Here is an 18,668-nt window from a genome sequence, read left to right on the forward strand (position 1 = left end):
CATGTCGACCATCATCATGTCGCAGTGCTGGCCGCTGCTGGGCCTGAGCGTCACGCAGAAGGCCGTGCTGATCTCGCTGGCCGATCAGGCGAACGACGACGGTGTGTGCTGGCCGGCGGTGGGCACGATCGCCGCGCGCTGCTGCATGTCCGCGCGCGCTGTGCGCACGGCAATGGATCATCTGGAGGCCGTGGGTCTGCTGACCCGGGACCGCCGCTTCAACAGCAGCACGGTCTACAGGGTCACCCCCGCCAATTTCGACAAGGCCGCCGCGCCGTCGAAGGCTGGCCGCAAGGCAGGAAAAGCATGTACTGCACCGGGCGCAGGGGCTGCGCCCCATGCAGGGGGTGCGCCCGATGCAGGAGGGGATGCGCCCCATGCAGGGGGGGATGCACCGGGCGCAGGTCTGGGGGTGCGCCCCGTGCCGCCTAACCGTCATATAACCCTCAATGAACCGTCAGGTGAACCGTCATTTCCGGCGGGCCTGCCGGCCGCGCCGCCGGCGGTGGAATCCGAGACCGACCTGCAGGCAGCGTGCCGTGCTACCTGGGCGGCCTACGCCAGCGCCTACCGCGACCGCCACGGCGTGGCGCCGGTGCGCAACGCCAAGGTGAACAGCAACGTCCGTCAGATCGTGCAGCGGCTCGGCCACGGCGAGGCCCCGCTGGTGGCCGCGTGGTTCCTGACCGTCAACGAGCGCTACGTGGTGCAGAACATGCACGACTTGGGCGCGCTGCTGGCGAAGTGCGAGGCATACCGCACGCAGTGGGCCACCGGTCGGCAGGTGACCGAGGAAGCCGCCCGGCAGACGGACAAGACGCAGACCAACCTTGGCGCCGCCGACGCGGCCAAGGCTCTGCTGGCACAGCGGAGGGCGGCACATGCTGGGTAATCAGGAGCAGGATCGGCTGGTCGATCTGCTGGTAGCCACCGCCGAGGTGATTGGCGACCAGCTCAGCCCGAACGCCGCCGCCTACATGGTTTCGGATCTGGCGCAGTACCCGCTGCCGATGCTGGAGCGCGCGCTGGCGGCCTGCCGCCGAGAGCTGAAGGCGCGGCTGTCGCTGGCTGCGATCCTGGAACGCATCGAGGACGGGCACCCGGCGCCGAATGAGGCATGGGCAAACGCGATCCGAGCCGCCGACGAAGGCGCGACCGTGGTGTGGACTGAGCAGACCCGCGATGCGTGGGCGGCGGCGCTGCCGCTGGTGCAGGCGGGCGACATGATCGCTGCGCGCCCGGCGTTCCTGGAGGTCTACACCCGGCTGGTGAAGGAAGCGCGAGCTGCACACCGGATCGCCACCTACCAGTTTTCTCTGGGCGGCGACGTGTCCGGTCGTGACAGCGTCCTGCGGGAAGCGTTGGCCGCTGGCCAGCTGTTGGAGGGGCAGGTGGCGGAACACCTGGCCCTTCCGCCCGCCACCCCGGCCTTCAACCCGATGGCGCTGCTGGCCGGAACGGTCGAGGCATCGCCGACAGCGGATGACCGGGCCCGTACGCGCCTGGCCGAGATCGTGGCGCTGCTGGAGGGCAAAGCAGCATGAGCCCCGATCACTTCAACGTCGAAGTTCGCCCGGTGAGCGAGCCGGTGGCCGAGGCGGGCTGGTATCTGGCCTACGGCTACGGAATCAAGCCGCTGGTGGTCTACGCGACACGCGGGATGACTGTCTGGCGCGACGGCATGCGGCGGATCCCGATCACCCGCTACGCCGGCCCGATCCCGGAGCTGCGCTGATGTGGTCGAACGCACCGCCGCCAACGAGAGAAGAGGCGGGCCGGATCGAGCTGGCCAAGACCGGCCCGTGCATGGCCTGCCTGGCGCTGCAGATGCAGGGCCTGCTGGACCCGGAGTTGGTGGTGTACGGCTGCGACTACAACCACGCCAAGAGCGGGAACCTGCGGCGCGGTCACATGGAGGGCTACGGCCTCTGTAAGTGGCACCACATGCGGCAGGCGACGACGCATTCACCGCGTTTGCGACCTGCAACGACAACTTCGAGGATTCCGAACAGCGCCTTTCGGCGTTGGAAGGTGGATCATCGAACATCGGCCAGGATGTGGCCGACCTCAAGACCGACCTCCAGCAGGAGCAAGAAATCCGGCTGCAGGGCGATGATGCGCTGGGTCTGCGCATCGACGCTGAACAAGCTGCACGTCAGGCGCTGGCGCAGTCGCTCGGTGCGCGCTTCATCGGAAAGAACCGGCTTATCAATGGTTCGATGCGTTGGTGGCAGCGTGGGACCAACTTCACTTCGCCGGGTTACTCTGTTGACCGCTGGTATTTCAACGCAGGCGGAGTCAACACACCAAGCGTTTCGCGCAATCCAATTACACCGGGCAGTTCTGATACCGAGTGCATCTACTTTGCCAAAATCGCATATGGTGCTGTGACTGACGCTGCAAACCATTACGTTGTGCTTGAACAACGAATGGAGAACGTCACCACGCTCGCGGGTCGAACGGTAACCTTGAGCTTGAAGGTGTTCAACAGTGGCGCGGCAGGCCGACAAATTGCCATCGAATTTGGTCAGAGCTTCGGCGCTGGCGGAAGTGCGCAGGTTTCGGGGATCGGCGCGGCAAAGTACAGCCTCGCAGCTGGCCTTAACACCATCGTCCATACAGTCCAGATCCCGTCGATCAGCGGGAAGACTGTGGGTGCCAACAGTTCTTTGATTCTGACTCTTTGGGCAACAGGCGGCAGCAACTTCAACGCTCGCAACGCATCGCTTGGTGCACAAGCTGGCGATGTACATTTCACGCAGGTACAGGTCGAAGAAGGTTCTTCGGTAAGTGGGTATGACTATCGGCCGGATGGTATGGAATTGGCTCTATGCCAGCGCTTCTATCAGAAATCTCTCCCGGCATCTACAGCGCCAGGGCCGGGTGTTTTGCAGGGTATTGGCGCACCAGCCGTGGCGTTCAGCCCATCAGCGGCGCGCGTGTATCAACAGTTCCGGGTAGATATGCGTGCGTTTCCAACCGTGACTATTTACAAGGGGTCGGATGCGTCTGGTGGCAGCGATAACGGCATCTCCTTGTTCAACGGTGCGTGGACAAACCATGCGAGCGCGGCAAACGTAAGTGCAACCCGCGACACAGGTTTTCAGGTGGACGCATTTGCCACTTTCACCATGACCGCTGGCTTCACGTATTTGGCCGGATTCCACTGGACTGCAGACGCGGAGCTTTAATCATGTACCAACTCACTGAAGACCCGGATGTGATTCGCTGCGTCGAAACTGGCGCGTTCATTCCTCGCGGTCACTACCTGTGGCCGACCGAGTGGCTGGAGTCGAACACGCCGCTGCCGGTGTCACCGCCGGGCCCAGGCTTCGAGCTTCACACACCACAGCACTACCGTTACATCCGGGATGAGGCTTTCGCGTGGATGCGGGCCGAGGCGGTAGAGCGTGGCTACGACAGCATCGAGTCATGCGCCAGCTACTACAACAGCGGCGTAGAACGGTATCGCCTGGAGGCCCGGGCGATGGTGGCCTGGCGCGATGCTGTGAACCAGGCGCTGGAGCAGCTGGTGCTGGCGCCGCCGGATGGCATCGAGACGTGGGAGCAGGTGCGCGCGCTGTTGCCGCAGCCGGAGACGTTCGCCTGGCCGGAGAAGGCGGAGCTGCCACTGGATGGACTGGCCCCGCAGCCCGTGACTTGATCCTCACGCGGCGGCAACGGCGCTGTGGCGAGATGGCATCCATGTGCTATTCCGCCGAGATCACGCCCGCCTCCCTTAGGACGGCCATGGCCATCGTTGAATTGACCGGCTATCGAGACACGGGGGCGGGTTTGGCGTAAGGATGTGGGCTTTGCCAGATGGTGGATCCGAGTATCGTGGAGGATACTCAGACCAACTGTGAGCAAGAGGATCAACCGTTGAGCGCTTCCATGCTTCCGAGAATTGTCGGTTTCGATGTGCCGCAGCTGCATGAGCGCGTCGATTCCTCTACTGATGAGGCCATCATTGCGTTGTTGGATCTTGCGCCAGGAGCCCGCTGGACTGAACTCTTCGTGAGGAAGTGCGAGGCGCTGGCGTCTCAGCTCTCCTTGGCAGAAGTCCGGGTTGAAGGCTCCAGGATCTATTTTTACGGGTCAATCAGCGACTCAAGAGCGCTCGCCGATGCGGTCATGTCCATCGTTCACGTGCTGAATGATCAACTCATGCGAGAAGGGAACGACGCAGCCTCGCGGGAAGAAAACTCCTAGGAGCAAGAGAGGCGCGACCAGCATTGACCTGCAATATCCGCTGCGCCAGGGTGACCACGAAGACTGGATCGAGCCGCAAGTCTGCCCTCGAGGTCGTCCAACCATTCTGCGCGTGTTCCATGCGGATCCCTGACGTAGATGTCACATGCGATCCGGACGACGGGGTCAACCTCATGGCGAAAGCTAACAGCAGGTAGGGCACCAGAGTTGAATGCCAAACTCCAGTGGGTGAGCTCGCGTTCGACGTCAACGAAATCCTTGTTCCTCATGCGTTCCATGTTCTTCTCCTATCGGGACTGCACTGTACACCCTTCAGAACATCGGCCTGTTCATGACACTTGTTCATACTCGCGCCAATCCGGCACGGCTACGTAACGCGCTGGGGAGCACCGTGGGTTGGCAGCAGATGGCTGCATCGGAGTAAGACATGAACAGTTCTCCCCAGAACCAAAACGACCGTCCCAACTCGGATGGCGAGAAGAAGCAGCCTGGCCAGCAGGGTCAGGTGGATGGGAACGAGCTTGGCGGTGAAGACCTCGCCGGAAAGCAAGGTCAGCAACAGCAGCAGCCGGGAAGCAAGGAGGGTGAGCAGTCGACCCATGGCCAGGACCAAAAGGGCAGTGCTGGTCGCGATAGCCGCCGTTGACGTCTAAGGAGTGGCCGCGCCCAGCGCGGCTCCTTCTGTATCATAGGAACGTTGATATGTCGTCCCACGCTCAAACTGTGAACTTGATGACGAAGATCATGTATCAATCGCGCCCGGCGACCATGACGACGATGGCTCAGTGCCGGACCTGTCAAGGGCAAAGCCCTGGTGGAATGGAGTGTGCGCGGTGTTTGACTGAAAAGTTGGGGAGAGTGATTGCGAATAGAGGCGCTGCTCTTTGCTGGCTTGAGTCGTTCCTGAAAGTTCAGCGAGACGAAGCACGCGTGTTCATATGTGCAAAGAGAGTTGATGCGTCAGCCTTGTAGCAGTCGCATTCCGGCCTGACATTGCGCAAGCGTATGCTCGTTACATCTAGGAGCAACGCTATGAATTTCCCGATATGCATCTACGATCGAACGGGTACTGGGCTCCGGCTTCCTTCCGAGTGGTGGATTGATCTCCAGTCAGATCTCCCCGCTCTAGTGAACGGTAGTGAGCGCATAGATCTGCCACGTTCCTCGAAAGATGAGCGCCCTCGCCTGGATCCTCAAGTTCTCAGTGATCTATCCAGACGAATCCGAGGCTCGCAATGGCTAGATTAGATCCAGCTCAAGCGCCAGGCGTGCGTTGGCTTTTCTTCCGACTTCGCAATGGGCAGTCGATCAGCCCGGCTAGGCTAATGTCTGTCTGGTGCGAAGCTACGGAATCAACCGAGTGCGCAGTCCGCCGCGAGATCATTGACGGCGCTGGCTACGTATATGCTCTCTATGCACCAAATGGACTGCGCTCCCCCCGTCGTGTGGAACTGCGCATGAGAGCGCTTCTGGAAGAGGCAGGGTATGCGTTTACGATGGGAAGCTTGGCCGGGAGACATCCAGTAGACGGCTGAGTCGCGCTATACCCACGGCTGAAGGCTCCTCATCCGAGTCTGCCGCTTACTGCCTGGTAGCTGCTGCCCTTGAATGCTCGCGTGAGCCAAGCCCTGACTCCCCAAGAGTCTTGCCTACGCGGTATTCGGCGCCGTTCGTCGTCTCCGAGAACGTGCGTGTAGGCTGTGAGGTGCCTAGTTGGCGCCAATTTGCTCCGTTAGAACTGTAAGGGCCTGCTCGAAGGCGGCGGCGAAGAGTTCGCCGCCATCGTCTCGATGTTTTGCCGCGATATTAGGTAGTAGCTGAAGCCAGGCATCGGATAGCTGCTCGCGGGACGGATGGGTCGCGACAGCCATACGCAGCCCGTACTCCATGGCTTTCAGGTAACCGCGATGGACCTCGATTGCAACTTCGCAGGAGTGGAGGCGGTCCAGCAGGTCGGAGTTGCCATCGTTCATTTCGGGTCCCCGTTATTGAGCGGATCGTCCGGTGCAGGGGCGAATTGCGCCAGTAGCTTTTCGCGGCGGCGCTGATCAAGCCAGTGATGCCAGATCTCTACTTCATCCATTAGCGCTGTGGCGCGGCAAGCTGGACACGTGAGCGTGGTGCCCCTCAGATCCGTGTGAAAGCCTGCGTCCTTAGCCATTGAGGACCTCAGTCCACAGTTCTTACAGGTTGATCGCACCTGCTCTAGGCGGATGATTGCGCCATTGAGCGCAAGCAGGGGAAGGATCGAATGGATCCTGAAGGCGTTGGGAGGGTGCATGGCCGTGCCGTTTAAGGGCTGGACACGGGAGCAGAGGATTCTGCACCGGAGAAGAGCCGCGAGACCGCAGTGTGCGCCCCTCAGAGTGAACCCTTCATCACAGCAAGCTGAAGCGTCGACCGTCATCGCAGGATCTGCGACGGCCGGTCGTATCCTTCCGGTCATGTATTCCTCCCACAGCTTCCGCACCGCCCCGATTCCCGCTGGCTGGGTCCAGACCGGTGAGCGCTGGGCGCTCTGGTACAACGGCCGCGAGACGGCCAGCGTCACGCCCGACGGCGGTCCTGGGGTCCGGCTATGGATGGAAGGCCAGAAGATGTGGCAGGTGAAGGAAGTGCGCGCGGCCAACGTCCGGCAGGCGAAGCGCTACGCCGAGCGCTGGTGCGCCGCCAGGCTGTATCCCGAGCTGCCTCTGCGTGAGGCGGTCGCCCGGCTGACCGACAGCACTCCGATTCAGTTGCCCCCGCCACTGCCCGGCCTGCCGCCGACTCGTGAGCAGCAGCAACAGGCCCGGCGCCTAGCCGAGGCCGGGCGGTTGGAACTGGCGCGGATCAAGGAAGCGCTGGAACCGCGCCGACCGCCGAAGGAGACCAAGCCCAGGGCGAGGGATCCGATGAAGGCGTGGGTCAAGGCAGGTAGAGAGCAGCTGTCCCGTGCTCGAATCTGATCCCCCGTTCAGGGGAGGCGGTCGACTCAAAATGCTTGCCACACTTGCCCTTTCACCAGAGAGAGCAATGATGAACGCTACCAATCGAAAGACCGCCAGCTTCGGAGTGCCGTGGGAATCGGCCTACGGGTACGTACAGGCCGTCCGCGTCAACAACACGATCTTCGTGTCCGGCCAGCTCTCGCACACGCCGCAGGGCGAGCTGGTTGCGCCGGCGGAGCTGGGGGCCGACGGCAAGCCCGCCGACTTCGACACCATGGAAGCCCAGATGAGGCGCACCTACGAGAACGCGCAGGTGCTGCTGGCAGAGCTGGGTGGGTCGATCGCTGACGTGGTCGAGGAAACGCTGTTCGTCATCGACGTTCCGGCCGCTTTCGCGGCCAGTAGCAAAGTCCGGCCGGCCGTGTATGGCCAGCCGGTGCCGCAGGTGGCCAGCAACCTGATCGGGGTCTCGGCGTTGGCCTTCCCCGAGCAGCTGATTGAGATTGCCTTCCGGGCGGAAGTCCAGGGTTAAGGCACTATGTGGGCGGGGCTTGCTCCGCCCGTTCCTTGCGGTGAGTAGGCCACCGATGGTTCCTACGAGCGCCTCGGCCCGGACAAAGCCAGGACGATCTCCGGCGTGCCGTACGCTACTTCTCCGCAGCGGGCTTGGCGCGGGGCTTCAATCTAAAGCTCACGCCCATCCGGTTGATCGCGTTCATGGCCGCAATGGTGAGCGTGAGGTCGACCAGGTCTTTCTCGCCGAATACTGCGGCTACTTTTTCGTACGCCTCATCAGATGCATGGGTTTCGCTCACGAGCGTCACTTCCTCTGCCCATGCCAGTGCGGCGCGCTCTTGTTCCGAGAATAGATAGGCGGCCTCGTGCCAAACAGGTAGGAGAGCGATTGTGTCGAACGGCATGCCTTCCTTAAGCAGATCACGGGTATGAATGTCGATGCAGTGGGCGCAGCCGTTTAGCTGCGACACACGCAAAAACACCAGATGCACCAGTTTCGGCGGCAGAGAGGTGCCCGCGGTCACAAAGTGATGCAGTTGCCCCACGGCTTTGGCGCCCTCGGGAGAGACTACGAACCAGTTCGCTCGATTCATTTTAATGGGTCCTTTTCGGGTATCTGTGGGGCCGGAATCGCCCCACCCGAAGCAAGGACGCCGACGGGCAGCAGTTCGTGACACCTGCCTAGGCTCGTCGCGATCCGCTGCATGTACGCTCGCCGAGGAAGGGGATGCTGGCCGTGGGGCGCTAGATACGGGGCGCGGCGGGGAGCACCCGGAGAAGATCCTCGATTGGCGGGACAGGGAAGGGGAATTGGCTGAAGGGGGGATCGCATCGCCGCCGTTCGGATGGCGTCGGGTAGAGCCGCCATATGCACCCTATCGGCTCGTAAGTGATTGATTGCTAGCGTCGCAATCGACACTTTTGGGGAGCTTCATTGTTATGAAGATTCCTTGCCAATCAACGAGATGGGCCGAACAGTAACGATGCCTGGGGGGCAGAGGGTCGTCGGTTCGAATCCGGCCGTCCCGACCACTGTGATCAATCAAGAAGCCCGCGCAGCGATGCGTGGGCTTTTTTGTGCGTGCGGTGTATGCTGCGCGCCACTCGTACTACCGCGGCTGCTGAACCCGGTACTCACGAGAACACATCATGGAATCTGCAAGAAACCGTGCCTGGCGCCGCAGCCAGGCACGCAACCGCGGTGGCGACCGCGCCACGACCGCGTACAGCTACAAGCCCGAGAAGAACTGGAAGCTGCTGTATACGCGCGATGCCAAGCTCGCGCGTGCACGCCAGCTGGGTTTCACCTATCCGGTCCTCAGCGCCCGCCAACTGCAGGAACAGGAATGATCAACCTGCTGTTCGTCTGCAGCCGCAACCAGCTGCGCAGCCCGACCGCCGAAGCCATGTGGCGACGGCGGCCAGGCTTCAACGTGCTGTCGGCCGGCACCAGCCCGCACGCACGACGCCCCATCGGCCCGGCGGATATCCGCTGGGCCGATGTCATCTTCGTGATGGAGGCCAAGCACCAGCAGCGCCTGCGGGCCGTGTACGCGCGCCTGCTGGAACACAAGCGCGTGCACTGCCTGGACATCCCCGACGACTATCGCTGCATGGATCCGGCGTTGATGGACCTGCTGGCCGCCAAGGTGGCCGTGTACCTCGATCAACTGCCGGCGAAGCGGTAGATCAGCTCCGGATCGCCTTCGTCCAAGCCCTGCACGATGCCGCTGCCGGTAAGAACCCGAGGCGAGCATCGCCTCGCGGATATGCAGCACCGTCGAGGAAGGATCGGGTGGCGTCATCGACGGCTCCTGGACTGGATGCGCCCAGTCCATCGATCACGTCGGCCGTGTCTGCGTATCCGCCAAAGCCAGCGTGTGGTCGGCAGTCAATACACGCGGAACTCGGCACGGCAGCCGTCGCTGACCCACACCCCGCGGCGGTCCCAGCCCCAGTTGCGGTCCTCGACGCACGGCGTCACCGACTTCTGCTTGACCAGGCGCACTTCATGGCGCACCCGGATGCGGCATTCCTTGTCCTTCTGCTCGTAGGACTCGCAGACCAGGCGCTCGCCGTCGTCATCCCGGTCACGATCCCGGCCGCGCCCCGGCCAGCGGCCGCGTCCCTGTTCGTCGGCCACGAACTCAGCGCGACAGCCTTCGGTGACCCAGAGCATGCGGCGGCTCTGGCCCCAGTTCTGGTCCTCGACGCAGCGGGTGACCGACAGCTGCCTGGCCATGCGCATGCGGCCTTCGATCGGGCACTGCTGGGTCTTGTTGAACTGCGACTCGCAACGCAGCGGCGGAATGTGATCGCTGTCGTAGTCCTGGGCGGCCACCGTGGTGGCCACGAGCAACAGGGCCAGGGCGGAGGTGGCAATCGGCAGCAACAGGCGATGGGTCATGGAAAGCCTCGGCAGGGGGAATGGGCCGCAAGAATGGACCAGCCCGAGGCCGCCGGAACGGATCGTTCCGGCGCTGGCTCAGTGGGGATTTAGTAGTGCGCACCGGCCCATGCAGGGCCCTACATCCCTTATCATCGCGGCACATCCGATCGCATCGGCTTACACCTTCTTACATGTCTCCCACGCATGCCGGCGCAGCCTGTGGCTGCCGTCACTGGCACGCGGTCGGCCTGTGGAGGAGGATGCGCGGACCACGACGACCACAGGGGGTTGCGTTGATCAGCAGTACCGTCATTCATCGCTTGGCTGGCGCAGAGGCCGGGCAGGTGCGTGTCCTGGACACCACGTTCAAGGGCAAGCATGTGTTCATTGCGTGGGGCCTGCGCGGGCCGGAACTGACCCGCAGCGCAGACCCGCCCGCCACCGTGGCTGCGCGCAAGGCGTTGCACGCCGTGGCCGGCCACAGCGAAGGGCCGCGCAGCCCGGAGGTGTTCATCGCCAACCAGTCGGCGGTGGCGATTACCGTCTATCGGCTGCTGACCGAGGCGCGTTCGGGCGATTCCATCTTCTTCCTGTGCGATTCGCAGGCCGTGGTCGACTGGCTGATCACCGCACTGGAAGTCCAGGGCGAAGGCTGACGCCGCGCGCGGTCAGGCCAGCGCCGCATCCACCGCGGCGAGCGCGTGCAGGGTGGTGGTGTCGAACAACGGCACCGCACTGTCTTCGGGGCGCACCAGCAGCATGATCTCGGTACAGCCGAGGATGATCGCTTCGGCGCCGCGCGCGACCAGGCGCGCGATCACGCCGGCGTACGCCTGCCGCGAGTGCTCGCTGGCCACGCCGGCGATCAGCTCCTGGTAGATGATGTCGTGCACGCAGCGGCGATCATCAGCCTCCGGAACCAGTACCTGCAGCCCGAAGCGGTCCTGCAGCCGGTCGCGGTAGAACGCCTGTTCCATGGTGAAGGCGGTGCCGAGCAGTCCCACCTTGCGGATGCCTGCCTGCAGGATCGCCGTGGCGGTCGGGTCGGCGATATGCAGCAAGGGCAGCGGGCACTCGGCTTCGATCCGGCCGGCCAGCGTGTGCATGGTGTTGGTGCAGATCACCAGCAACTCGGCGCCACCGGCCTGCAGTCGCCGCGCGGCATCGAGCATGTGGTTGCCCAGCACATCCCACTGACCGTCGTGCTGCAACTGCTTGATGCCGGCGAAATCGACCGACCACAGCAGCAGTTGTGCCGAATGCGCGCCACCGAGGCGGTGCCGCACCGTCTCGTTGATGAGACGGTAGTACTGCGCCGAGCTTTCCCAACTCATGCCGCCGATCAGGCCAAGGGTCTTCATGCTCAGCTCCATGCCAGGGAGTCGTCATTGCAGCACAGCATGTGTGGCAGTTGCACCATACATTAGTGACTGCTAATGTGTTGATCATGATCGAGAACGCCCTGTTCAAGGCGCTGGCTGACCCCACCCGCCGCCACATCTTCGAAAAGCTGGCCGATGGCGGGCGGCATGCCAGCGCGCTACGCGAGGGCATTGCGATCAGCCAGTCTGCGATGTCCCAGCACCTGGCAGTGCTGCGCGATGCAGGGCTGGTGCGTGAGCAGCGCCAGGGGCGCTTCGTCCACTATGAAGTCGATCCGCGCGGGCTGGCCCACATCGGACGCTGGCTGCAGCGATACCGGGCCTACTGGCCGGCGCGGATGTCCGCACTGCAGAACCTGCTGGAGGAGATGGACTGATGGACGATGTACTGAAGGAAGCGGCTCCCGCGCTGGTGATGGAGCAGCGGTTGCCTGCGCCGCCGGAACGGGTCTGGCGCGCACTGTTCGATCCGGCACTGCGTGAGCGCTGGTTGCCTGCCGCCGATCTTGCCGATCCACAGCCCTGCCTGTGCGAGGAGGGGCGGGAGCTGGGATTCCGCTTGCGCGATGCACAGCCCCCACATCTGCACAGCCTTGTGTTTTTTCGGCTGCGCGCTGATGAGGATGGGGGAACGGTGCTGACCATCGTGCATCGGCTCACCGACCGGCGCGCGCTGATACCGCCGGCGTCCAACGATGACCATCGCACGGTGATGCGCGCGGCTTGAGCCGGCGCCTGGATCGAACGCTACTGGGAGCAGGCACATGCGGGACAGAATGCAGCTGGTACCGATGGTGGTGGAACGCAGCGAGCGCGGTGAGCGCTCCTATGACATCTACTCGCGGCTCCTGCGCGAGCGCATCATCTTTCTCAACGGCGAAGTCGATGACACCGTATCGGCGCTGGTCTGCGCGCAACTGCTGTTCCTTGAATCTGAAAATCCGGAGAAGCCGATCCATCTGTACATCAATTCGCCGGGTGGGGTGATCTCCAGCGGCCTGGCGATGTACGACACGATGCAATACATCTCGGCCCCGGTGCATACGCTGTGCATGGGCACCGCGCGGTCGATGGGTTCGTTCCTGCTGATGGCCGGCGAGCCGGGTCACCGCGCGGCGCTGGCCAATGCCAGCCTGCATGTGCACCAGCCGCTGGGCGGGGTGCAGGGCCAGGCTTCGGACATCTTCATCCACGCCGAGGAGATGCAGCGCACCAAGCAGCGCATCACCCAGCTGTATGCGCGGCATTGCGGACGCAGTTTCGAGGAGGTCGAACAGACCCTGGACCGTGATCGGTTCATGAGCGCCGAGCAGGCATGCGAATGGGGCCTGATCGACCAGGTACTGGTACGGCGCGACGCGCTCGCGGCCTGAGCCTGCCTCTGTAACCACCGCATCCATGCTGCACTGTGTGTGCCGCGCCAGGCCGGCGCACTCTATGCTGGTTGGATGTGCTGCACTGTGTGTGCCGCGCCAGGCCGGCGCACTCTATGCTGGTTGGATGTTCTGAAGTGGACGCCCGATATGGCCCTGCATACCTGGTGGTGGTTCCTGGCCACGGTCTTCGTGCTGTGCGGGACGCCTGGGCCGAATATGTTGCACATCCTTGGGCGAAGCGTCGGGCTGGGGTTCCGTGGCAGTGTGCCGGCAATGGCCGGCTGCCTGCTGGCGATGCTGCTGGTGCTGGCGGCTTCCGCAGCGGGCCTGAGTGCGCTGCTGCATTCCTCGCCCATGCTGTTCGAGGTGCTGCGCTATCTCGGTGTGGCCTACCTGGCCTGGCTCGGCATCAAGGCGTGGCGTGACAGCTGCCGGCCCGCCTCCACGGTGGGCGGCGACGCCGAGCCGCCGCTGGCGCCGGTGCACGGCGCAGGCGCGGTGTTCCGCGGCGGCCTGTGGGTCGGCCTGAGCAATCCCAAACTACTGCTGTTCGCCGCAGCGTTCCTGCCACAGTTCGTCGATCCGTCGCGCAGCCAGGCCGTGCAGTACAGCGTGCTGGTGGCGACCTTCGCGGCCTGCGAACTGTTCTGGTACGTGATGTATGCGGCCGGTGGCCACGGCCTGCGCCGTTGGCTTGCAAAGCCATTCGCACGGCGCTGGTTCGAGCGTCTGGTGGGAAGCGTGTTCCTGGCCTTCGCCGTGGCGCTGCTGCGCTTCCGGCCGCGTTGATTCACGCCGCACACGCGGCCCGTTCACGAGCGCCGCATCGGTGGCGGCCTAGCCTGATCGCACCGTTTGCATTCCCTGCGGGGAAAGGACTGACATGATCAAGTGGGCCATCATCTTCGCCATCATCGGCATCATCGCGGGCGTGCTGGGCTTCGGCGGCATCGCTGGCGCCGCCGTAGGCATCGCCAAGTTCCTGTTCTGGGCAGGCATCATCATCGCCGTAGTGCTGTTCCTGATCGGCATGAGCGTGGCGAAGAAGGTCAGCTAGCGCCGGTCGCGCAGCAGCGTCTTCAGTGCGCGCTGCTGCGCGAGAACAGATTGATCACCAGTACGCCGGCGCAGATCAGACCGATCCCGATCAATGCCGGTGCATCCAGCCGCTGCTTGAACACCACCAGGCCGATCAGCGAGATCAGCACGATGCCGACGCCGGACCAGATCGCATAGGCGATGCCGGTCGGCACCGACTTCATGGTGACCGACAGCAGGTAGAAGCACAGCCCATAGCCAACCAGCGCGCCCACTGTCGGCCATAGCCGGCTCATGCCGTTCGAGGCTTTCAGCAGTGACGTGGCAATCACTTCCAGCACGATGGCGGTGGCCAGGTAGATATAGGGGCTCATCGCGGGCTCCGGGTCACTGCGGGTCGCACAGCTTGAGGGCCTGCTCGGCCATCGCCAGCGCATTGAGGCGCTCTTCTTCGTCCAGCGGCCGGCCATAGGCGGTGGCCCAATAGCCGTCGGCCGCGCAGCGTGCCGCGTACAGGCGTGGATCGCCCGCTTCGCCGGGAAATTCGGCCAGCATCGCGCGCTTCCAGTCGCGCCAGTGCGCGAGCAGGGCCGGCTCCATCAGGTTGCCCAGGGTCAGGCCAATGTCGTTGTCCTGTTCCTGCTGCAGCAGGTGCTCGAAATTGGCCTGCACATAGGCACGGGTGAAGCAGCCGTGGCCGGGCGTGACGTCCTGCAGTAGCGCGCGCACGCGTGCCTCGAACTCGCCGATGAGCGCGCCGATGGCTTCATCGACCAGCGACTGCTTGCTGCTGAAATGATGGAACAACGCACCCTTGCTGACACCGGCGGCCTGCGCGACGTCCTGCACGGTCAGCGCGGCCAAGCCATTACGGCCGATCACTTCGATGGTGGCCTGAAGCAATGACTGGCGCACGCTGTCGGGCGCCTTGCGGCGCGAGCGGGGAGGGGGTGAGGACATGATGGAAAGAAACCGACTGGACGGTATGATTGTAGCGCAGCCGGATCGCGTCACCGGCGCGACCATCGGGCACTGCCCCGGTGGGAGCCGGATCAATCGTCGATGCGTGCGAAACGCGCCTGCGGGCCGTGTTCGCCCGGAACCTGCTCGATGAACATCGGGTAGGGGCGTACCCACAGGCCGCCTTCGCCATAGAGTGCGCGATAAAGCACCATCGGTTCCAACGTCTCGCTGCTGCGGACGATGTCGATCACTTCGTATTCGCCGCCCTTGAAGTGGCGATACCGGCCACGGGCGAGGTCGGGCAGGGGACTCAGCTCAGCCATGACGGGTCGTGATCACTTGCGCGCCGGGCTGGCGGGCGTGGCGCAGTACGCGTCGATGGCTTCGGCAGTGTTGGCCAGGCCCTGCGCCTGTGCCAACTCCCAAGGGCGCTCGCAGCGCTGGCTGTGTTCGCACCACTGATAGCCGGCCGAGCCGATACAGCCGTGCGCATCACGGTCGCCCCCCACCACCGGTGTCGCTGGCGACGCCTCAGCCGCATCAGCGCGCGCGGTCGCCGTGTCCTGGCTGGCACAGCCGGCCAGAGCCAGTAGGGCCGGGATCAGAAGAAGCACCTTCATGTGCGAGCTCCGTGCGTAAAGCGATATTTTCTGCCGCAAATAGCTCGCCAGCAAGCGCTCAATGCACGGCGGCGCGGATCAACTCTTCGATCAGGATCAGATAGCTGGCCACGAAATAGAACTTCAGCAACGTCGAACGCTGGTGCGAGAAGAAGGTGCGCATGTGGAAGGGGCCCCTGTTGATGACGGTAGTGTGAAGCCCAGCTGACTCCGTGACAAGGATCACGGAATGAACGGGCTAAACGGACTCAGGGATGTGATGAGGGTGGGGTTCTGACGCACTGGCGCGGACTTTTCGTACTTTTCTGATGGGACCACCCTGATGGCATGGCTAGGGTGACGGCATCAGCAGAGGGTCTAGTGCCCCCTGCGCCTTTCCCAGAAGGAGCGTCCCATGGTCATTACCGTCAAGTGCAGTGCCGCGCAGTGGTCCCTGTTGGATCCGGCCGCAGGCGTCGCCGAAGCATTCAACTCCGGGGCCGCAGCGTTCGATGCCGCGGTTGGCCTGGCCAGCGCCCACCATCGCCGGACCGGCCAGGGCAGCACGGTGCGCGTGGAGGCGCTGGGTAGCAGCGTGGATGCCGTGCATTTCGAGGCGATGGCAACCGCCTCGGGGCCGGCTACCGGCCTGCGTCCTGCCCCGGTGGCGTAACGCCGGAGGATCCCCCGTGCAGTGCCTGGCTTACGACATGGCACAGCCACGATGGATTCACCGTTTTGGCATAGACATGACCGATCTGTGCCGGCAGGGCGCGATCCTGCAGTACGCGCAAGGGCTGTTGGGCCAGCACGAGGATGAGCAGATCCCTGCGCAGGCAGCAGATGCGGCGCAGCAGTGGCATGCCGTCAGCCTGGCCCACAGTCGGCATGCAGGGATCGATGATCAGTGCGTTGCAGCGCGGGCTGGCGATCTGGGTCAGAACCTCTGCGGGCGAGCGCGCTTCGCCGAGGGTTCTGCCGTCCAGATGGGGCTGGAGTCTGAGTATCAGTTCGCGTCGGATCCAGGGGTTTGCATCGGCGATGACGAGGGAGGGGAGGGGGGACGGCCGGCTTTCGCAGGCGCCCCTGCCTGACTGGAGCGGCAAAGCGCGAACAGCTTGAAGTATCTGCATAGCAGGCTATGGATTGTCGGGGCCACAGCCTTTGGGCAGGAGGTCGTAATAGGGGATGGCAGTCCAGCAGCGCCATTCATGGCTGTCCGAGTCCCTGATCAGCATCAGGTTGTTTCGCCATGTCCCCACGTTGTAGCCAGTATCGAATCGCAGCAGGCAATCGATTTCCAGGTCGCCATCTGCACGAATGCTTGTTGCGATGGTTTCACAGCGCTCGCTGCTCTCCGGCAGGCCCAGCTTGCGGTTGTCTGAACCATAGAGATCACCTCGTTCGGCCAACCACGCCTCCACGCCCGCCTTCCCGCCAGCCAGTTCGGCCAACGCCGCCGCCAGCTTGGCTTTGGTAGAGAACTTCTTGTATTGCGGAACTGCGATCAGGGAAAGAACTGCAATGATGGCGATGACCACCATGAGTTCGACCAGAGAGAATCCTCGTTGCCGGCGTGTACGCCTCCCCCCGTGGCCGGCCCTTGAGATTTTCTTTTTCATAGGTTCCTCCATGAGGAAATCAACTTTGAATCGTGGCTGGCGCACGCAATGGGAGAGACGCGCGCAACTGGATACAGGCCCGGCGATCTATGTAGGGGCATGCGCGTGCGATCAGTTCAGGCAGACCTGGGGAAGGAGGCTCCGGTCCGGAATGTCGCCCTTGCAGAACCAGGCTCCCTGCGAGTCGCGATCCAGGGTCAGGCTGCCACTGCCGATTGCAGCGTCGCTCTTGAGCTCGCAGTTGATGCTCGTAGCTCCATTCGTGACATCGCTTCTCACCGTAATCCAGGTACAGCGGGAGCTTGACTCGGGCAGGCCAATCGATGCCGGCGAGGTGATCTCGCTGCCTTCGGCGAGGAGTGATTCAACGCCGACCTTTCCACCAGCGACTTCTGCGAGGGCAGCGGCCAACTTTGCCTTGGCCGAGAACCGCTGATACTGCGGCAGGGCAATCATCCCCAGAATCCCGATGATCGCCACCACCACCATGAGTTCAATAAGGGAAAATCCCTTCTGCCGGGATGCGCTTTTGCCTGCGTGGCGTGTACGGCCGATTGCGGTGTTCATGATAATCCTCTGTGGCGTGGTGGTTTCGTTGGTCTGGCCCCGAAACAAGCATTCGTGGCGCAGTCATAGGAAATCACGTGCACGGCAGTGGGTATATTCAAGAACTGGTAAAGTCGAACGTGTTGAATGGCGGCGCGACTGTTTTGCGAATAATCAGAAAGTGCGCCGCAATTGCGTTGGGCATGGCACAGGCACTGCCTGCACATCGGCCATGCCCGCATTGCATCGCCATTCTCCGGCAGGGGTTCGCCACCATTGCAGGCGGCCGTCCTGGCGCAGGTCACAGGTCAGCACTGCGCGGCCGGTGTCGGGGAGCGAGGCGCGCAGGTGCGCGCAATGCGCGGCGCTGGCAGGCAGGCCCAGGTGCTGGTCGGTCACGGTGAGATCACCTTCGGCGTAACTGCTTTCCACGGCGGCGATGGCGCCGCCCAGCACGCTGGCCGCGTCGCGCGGCCGGGTGCGGCCGGTAGCGTCATCTGCCGAGGGCGCACACAACAGTAGCGCGTAGACGGCTGTCAGTCCGGCGACGATGCAGACCGACGCCCAGGGCCGGTAGTGGCGTCGGCGAGGTGCCGCCTGTGTGGTTGATCGAGGGCGCATGGAGGGCGGCTCCCGTTGTCGAGAAGGGCGCGCGGTGCAACCACAGGCCGGGGCCGCTCTCCCCAGAGCAGCCCCGGCACTCGCATCCCCTGGCTATCGTTGTCGTGCGCTACAGCGCCAGCGAGCTTTCCACGTCCAGCACCATGCGCCGGGCGAGAGCTAGATTGGCCTTCTGCCGATCCAGTACCACATAGAAGAACAGGCCCTTCTTGGCCGACACCGGGCGCAGCACGTGGTACGCGCGACCCAGAGTGATCAGCACGTCCTCGATGCTGTCGTTGAGCTTCAGCGCTTCAGCCGCTTTCATCTTGGCGCGCAGCACCTCGGTGTTTCCCGCGGCCGCCAGTTCCATGTCCACGCCTGAGCCGGCTTCACCCAGCAGCATGCCGCTTTCGTAGTCGACCAGGGCAACGGCTTGCGCGCCGTTGATCTGCATGAGCGTGTCCAGGCATTTGTTGATGGCGATGTTCATTT

General features: G+C 63.5%; 32 protein-coding genes and 1 pseudogene. 21 read left to right on the forward strand and 12 right to left on the reverse strand.

Going from position 1 to position 18,668, the window contains the following annotated elements; translation table 11 throughout:
* Nucleotide 1: 1 nt before the first annotated feature.
* From AC5P66_RS07435 to AC5P66_RS07475, 9 genes and pseudogenes are all read left to right on the forward strand, one after another.
* A complete protein-coding gene (locus tag AC5P66_RS07435; RefSeq protein ID WP_495216164.1) occupies nucleotides 2–892 on the forward strand; it encodes a helix-turn-helix domain-containing protein in 891 nt (296 codons plus the stop codon).
* Nucleotides 882–1,544 carry a hypothetical protein gene (locus AC5P66_RS07440; protein ID WP_495216165.1) on the forward strand — a complete coding sequence of 221 codons (663 nt, stop codon included), beginning with the start codon at nucleotides 882–884 and terminating at the stop codon, nucleotides 1,542–1,544. The genes AC5P66_RS07435 and AC5P66_RS07440 overlap by 11 nt, the downstream gene beginning before the upstream one ends.
* A complete protein-coding gene (locus AC5P66_RS07445) occupies nucleotides 1,541–1,735 on the forward strand; it encodes a hypothetical protein (RefSeq protein ID WP_005418745.1) in 195 nt (64 codons plus the stop codon). The genes AC5P66_RS07440 and AC5P66_RS07445 overlap by 4 nt, the downstream gene beginning before the upstream one ends.
* Nucleotides 1,736–1,806: 71 nt before the next feature.
* Nucleotides 1,807–1,902 (forward strand): annotated as a pseudogene (locus tag AC5P66_RS07450) (Ref family recombination enhancement nuclease); the annotation flags it as partial.
* A gap of 32 nt (nucleotides 1,903–1,934) precedes the next feature.
* A complete protein-coding gene (locus tag AC5P66_RS07455; RefSeq protein WP_495216188.1) occupies nucleotides 1,935–3,191 on the forward strand; it encodes a hypothetical protein in 1,257 nt (418 codons plus the stop codon).
* 2 nt (nucleotides 3,192–3,193) lie between these two features.
* On the forward strand, nucleotides 3,194–3,664 hold the full coding sequence (locus tag AC5P66_RS07460) for a hypothetical protein (RefSeq protein ID WP_065200559.1): 471 nt from the start codon (nucleotides 3,194–3,196) through the stop codon (nucleotides 3,662–3,664).
* A gap of 218 nt (nucleotides 3,665–3,882) precedes the next feature.
* Complete coding sequence (locus AC5P66_RS07465; protein WP_231109344.1) at nucleotides 3,883–4,212, forward strand: hypothetical protein; 330 nt, start codon at nucleotides 3,883–3,885, stop codon at nucleotides 4,210–4,212.
* A 427-nt stretch (nucleotides 4,213–4,639) separates the two neighbouring features.
* Complete coding sequence (locus tag AC5P66_RS07470) at nucleotides 4,640–4,858, forward strand: hypothetical protein (protein ID WP_081284129.1); 219 nt, start codon at nucleotides 4,640–4,642, stop codon at nucleotides 4,856–4,858.
* Between the two features lie 589 nt (nucleotides 4,859–5,447).
* Nucleotides 5,448–5,747, forward strand: coding sequence for a hypothetical protein (locus AC5P66_RS07475; RefSeq protein ID WP_088375271.1), 300 nt, complete (start codon nucleotides 5,448–5,450; stop codon nucleotides 5,745–5,747).
* Between the two features lie 174 nt (nucleotides 5,748–5,921).
* On the opposite strand, the gene AC5P66_RS07480 is transcribed toward AC5P66_RS07475, so the two are convergent.
* Nucleotides 5,922–6,185, reverse strand: coding sequence for a hypothetical protein (locus tag AC5P66_RS07480; RefSeq protein ID WP_262222679.1), 264 nt, complete (start codon nucleotides 6,183–6,185; stop codon nucleotides 5,922–5,924).
* Nucleotides 6,186–6,656: 471 nt separating this feature from the next.
* Between AC5P66_RS07480 and AC5P66_RS07485 the strand changes: the two genes are divergently transcribed.
* Complete coding sequence (locus tag AC5P66_RS07485; protein ID WP_495216166.1) at nucleotides 6,657–7,160, forward strand: hypothetical protein; 504 nt, start codon at nucleotides 6,657–6,659, stop codon at nucleotides 7,158–7,160.
* Between the two features lie 67 nt (nucleotides 7,161–7,227).
* A complete protein-coding gene (locus AC5P66_RS07490) occupies nucleotides 7,228–7,674 on the forward strand; it encodes a RidA family protein (protein ID WP_019660563.1) in 447 nt (148 codons plus the stop codon).
* Nucleotides 7,675–7,789: 115 nt separating this feature from the next.
* On the opposite strand, the gene AC5P66_RS07495 is transcribed toward AC5P66_RS07490, so the two are convergent.
* Nucleotides 7,790–8,251 (reverse strand): carboxymuconolactone decarboxylase family protein, encoded by a 462-nt coding sequence (locus tag AC5P66_RS07495; protein WP_019660562.1) that lies wholly within the window; start codon nucleotides 8,249–8,251, stop codon nucleotides 7,790–7,792.
* Nucleotides 8,252–8,807: 556 nt separating this feature from the next.
* Between AC5P66_RS07495 and AC5P66_RS07500 the strand changes: the two genes are divergently transcribed.
* Nucleotides 8,808–9,008, forward strand: coding sequence for a hypothetical protein (locus AC5P66_RS07500; RefSeq protein WP_014037933.1), 201 nt, complete (start codon nucleotides 8,808–8,810; stop codon nucleotides 9,006–9,008).
* Entirely contained in the window at nucleotides 9,005–9,346 is a 342-nt protein-coding gene (locus AC5P66_RS07505) for a low molecular weight protein tyrosine phosphatase family protein (RefSeq protein WP_495216167.1), read from the forward strand. Before AC5P66_RS07500 ends, AC5P66_RS07505 begins: the two co-directional genes overlap by 4 nt.
* A 203-nt stretch (nucleotides 9,347–9,549) precedes the next feature.
* On the opposite strand, the gene AC5P66_RS07510 is transcribed toward AC5P66_RS07505, so the two are convergent.
* On the reverse strand, nucleotides 9,550–10,065 hold the full coding sequence (locus tag AC5P66_RS07510; RefSeq protein ID WP_312548427.1) for a DUF3011 domain-containing protein: 516 nt from the start codon (nucleotides 10,063–10,065) through the stop codon (nucleotides 9,550–9,552).
* A gap of 242 nt (nucleotides 10,066–10,307) precedes the next feature.
* On the opposite strand from AC5P66_RS07510, the gene AC5P66_RS07515 reads away from it, so the two are divergent.
* On the forward strand, nucleotides 10,308–10,703 hold the full coding sequence (locus tag AC5P66_RS07515; RefSeq protein ID WP_049413660.1) for a hypothetical protein: 396 nt from the start codon (nucleotides 10,308–10,310) through the stop codon (nucleotides 10,701–10,703).
* Between the two features lie 12 nt (nucleotides 10,704–10,715).
* Here AC5P66_RS07515 and AC5P66_RS07520 read toward each other — a convergent pair whose 3' ends face one another.
* Complete coding sequence (locus AC5P66_RS07520; RefSeq protein WP_049413678.1) at nucleotides 10,716–11,408, reverse strand: aspartate/glutamate racemase family protein; 693 nt, start codon at nucleotides 11,406–11,408, stop codon at nucleotides 10,716–10,718.
* 86 nt (nucleotides 11,409–11,494) lie between these two features.
* Here AC5P66_RS07520 and AC5P66_RS07525 point away from each other — a divergent pair, with 86 nt between their 5' ends.
* The 5 genes from AC5P66_RS07525 to AC5P66_RS07545 all read left to right on the forward strand — a co-directional run bounded on the left by AC5P66_RS07525 (nucleotide 11,495) and on the right by AC5P66_RS07545 (nucleotide 13,862).
* Nucleotides 11,495–11,806, forward strand: a complete 312-nt coding sequence (locus AC5P66_RS07525; RefSeq protein WP_005417843.1) for an ArsR/SmtB family transcription factor — start codon at nucleotides 11,495–11,497, stop codon at nucleotides 11,804–11,806.
* Nucleotides 11,806–12,156, forward strand: a complete 351-nt coding sequence (locus AC5P66_RS07530; protein WP_495216168.1) for an SRPBCC family protein — start codon at nucleotides 11,806–11,808, stop codon at nucleotides 12,154–12,156. The genes AC5P66_RS07525 and AC5P66_RS07530 overlap by 1 nt, the downstream gene beginning before the upstream one ends.
* Nucleotides 12,157–12,193: 37 nt before the next feature.
* Nucleotides 12,194–12,802 (forward strand): ATP-dependent Clp protease proteolytic subunit, encoded by a 609-nt coding sequence (locus tag AC5P66_RS07535; RefSeq protein ID WP_005417839.1) that lies wholly within the window; start codon nucleotides 12,194–12,196, stop codon nucleotides 12,800–12,802.
* A 150-nt stretch (nucleotides 12,803–12,952) separates the two neighbouring features.
* On the forward strand, nucleotides 12,953–13,594 hold the full coding sequence (locus tag AC5P66_RS07540; RefSeq protein ID WP_049413657.1) for a LysE family translocator: 642 nt from the start codon (nucleotides 12,953–12,955) through the stop codon (nucleotides 13,592–13,594).
* A 94-nt stretch (nucleotides 13,595–13,688) separates the two neighbouring features.
* Nucleotides 13,689–13,862, forward strand: a complete 174-nt coding sequence (locus AC5P66_RS07545) for a DUF1328 domain-containing protein (protein ID WP_005417836.1) — start codon at nucleotides 13,689–13,691, stop codon at nucleotides 13,860–13,862.
* A 22-nt stretch (nucleotides 13,863–13,884) separates the two neighbouring features.
* Here AC5P66_RS07545 and AC5P66_RS07550 read toward each other — a convergent pair whose 3' ends face one another.
* From AC5P66_RS07550 to AC5P66_RS07565, 4 genes are all read right to left on the reverse strand, one after another.
* A complete protein-coding gene (locus AC5P66_RS07550; RefSeq protein WP_099494819.1) occupies nucleotides 13,885–14,217 on the reverse strand; it encodes an SMR family transporter in 333 nt (110 codons plus the stop codon).
* A 13-nt stretch (nucleotides 14,218–14,230) separates the two neighbouring features.
* On the reverse strand, nucleotides 14,231–14,803 hold the full coding sequence (locus AC5P66_RS07555) for a TetR/AcrR family transcriptional regulator (RefSeq protein WP_049413655.1): 573 nt from the start codon (nucleotides 14,801–14,803) through the stop codon (nucleotides 14,231–14,233).
* A gap of 92 nt (nucleotides 14,804–14,895) precedes the next feature.
* A complete protein-coding gene (locus AC5P66_RS07560; RefSeq protein ID WP_049413654.1) occupies nucleotides 14,896–15,129 on the reverse strand; it encodes a DUF1653 domain-containing protein in 234 nt (77 codons plus the stop codon).
* 12 nt (nucleotides 15,130–15,141) lie between these two features.
* Complete coding sequence (locus AC5P66_RS07565) at nucleotides 15,142–15,426, reverse strand: hypothetical protein (RefSeq protein ID WP_049413653.1); 285 nt, start codon at nucleotides 15,424–15,426, stop codon at nucleotides 15,142–15,144.
* 394 nt (nucleotides 15,427–15,820) lie between these two features.
* Between AC5P66_RS07565 and AC5P66_RS07570 the strand changes: the two genes are divergently transcribed.
* The gene (locus AC5P66_RS07570; RefSeq protein ID WP_049413652.1) at nucleotides 15,821–16,078 is read left to right on the forward strand and encodes a hypothetical protein; all 258 of its coding nucleotides are present in this window, start codon (nucleotides 15,821–15,823) and stop codon (nucleotides 16,076–16,078) included.
* Nucleotides 16,079–16,154: 76 nt separating this feature from the next.
* On the forward strand, nucleotides 16,155–16,499 hold the full coding sequence (locus tag AC5P66_RS07575) for a hypothetical protein (RefSeq protein WP_049413650.1): 345 nt from the start codon (nucleotides 16,155–16,157) through the stop codon (nucleotides 16,497–16,499).
* Between the two features lie 45 nt (nucleotides 16,500–16,544).
* Here AC5P66_RS07575 and AC5P66_RS07580 read toward each other — a convergent pair whose 3' ends face one another.
* The 4 genes from AC5P66_RS07580 to AC5P66_RS07595 form a co-directional block, all read right to left on the reverse strand.
* Nucleotides 16,545–17,027, reverse strand: a complete 483-nt coding sequence (locus AC5P66_RS07580) for a pilin (RefSeq protein ID WP_049438188.1) — start codon at nucleotides 17,025–17,027, stop codon at nucleotides 16,545–16,547.
* Between the two features lie 111 nt (nucleotides 17,028–17,138).
* Nucleotides 17,139–17,594, reverse strand: coding sequence for a pilin (locus tag AC5P66_RS07585; protein WP_049438186.1), 456 nt, complete (start codon nucleotides 17,592–17,594; stop codon nucleotides 17,139–17,141).
* Between the two features lie 153 nt (nucleotides 17,595–17,747).
* Complete coding sequence (locus tag AC5P66_RS07590; RefSeq protein ID WP_049413646.1) at nucleotides 17,748–18,194, reverse strand: pilin; 447 nt, start codon at nucleotides 18,192–18,194, stop codon at nucleotides 17,748–17,750.
* Between the two features lie 109 nt (nucleotides 18,195–18,303).
* Complete coding sequence (locus tag AC5P66_RS07595; RefSeq protein WP_049413645.1) at nucleotides 18,304–18,666, reverse strand: hypothetical protein; 363 nt, start codon at nucleotides 18,664–18,666, stop codon at nucleotides 18,304–18,306.
* Nucleotides 18,667–18,668: the final 2 nt, after the last annotated feature.

The organism is Stenotrophomonas sp. YJH_SMC_122 (assembly GCF_059369535.1).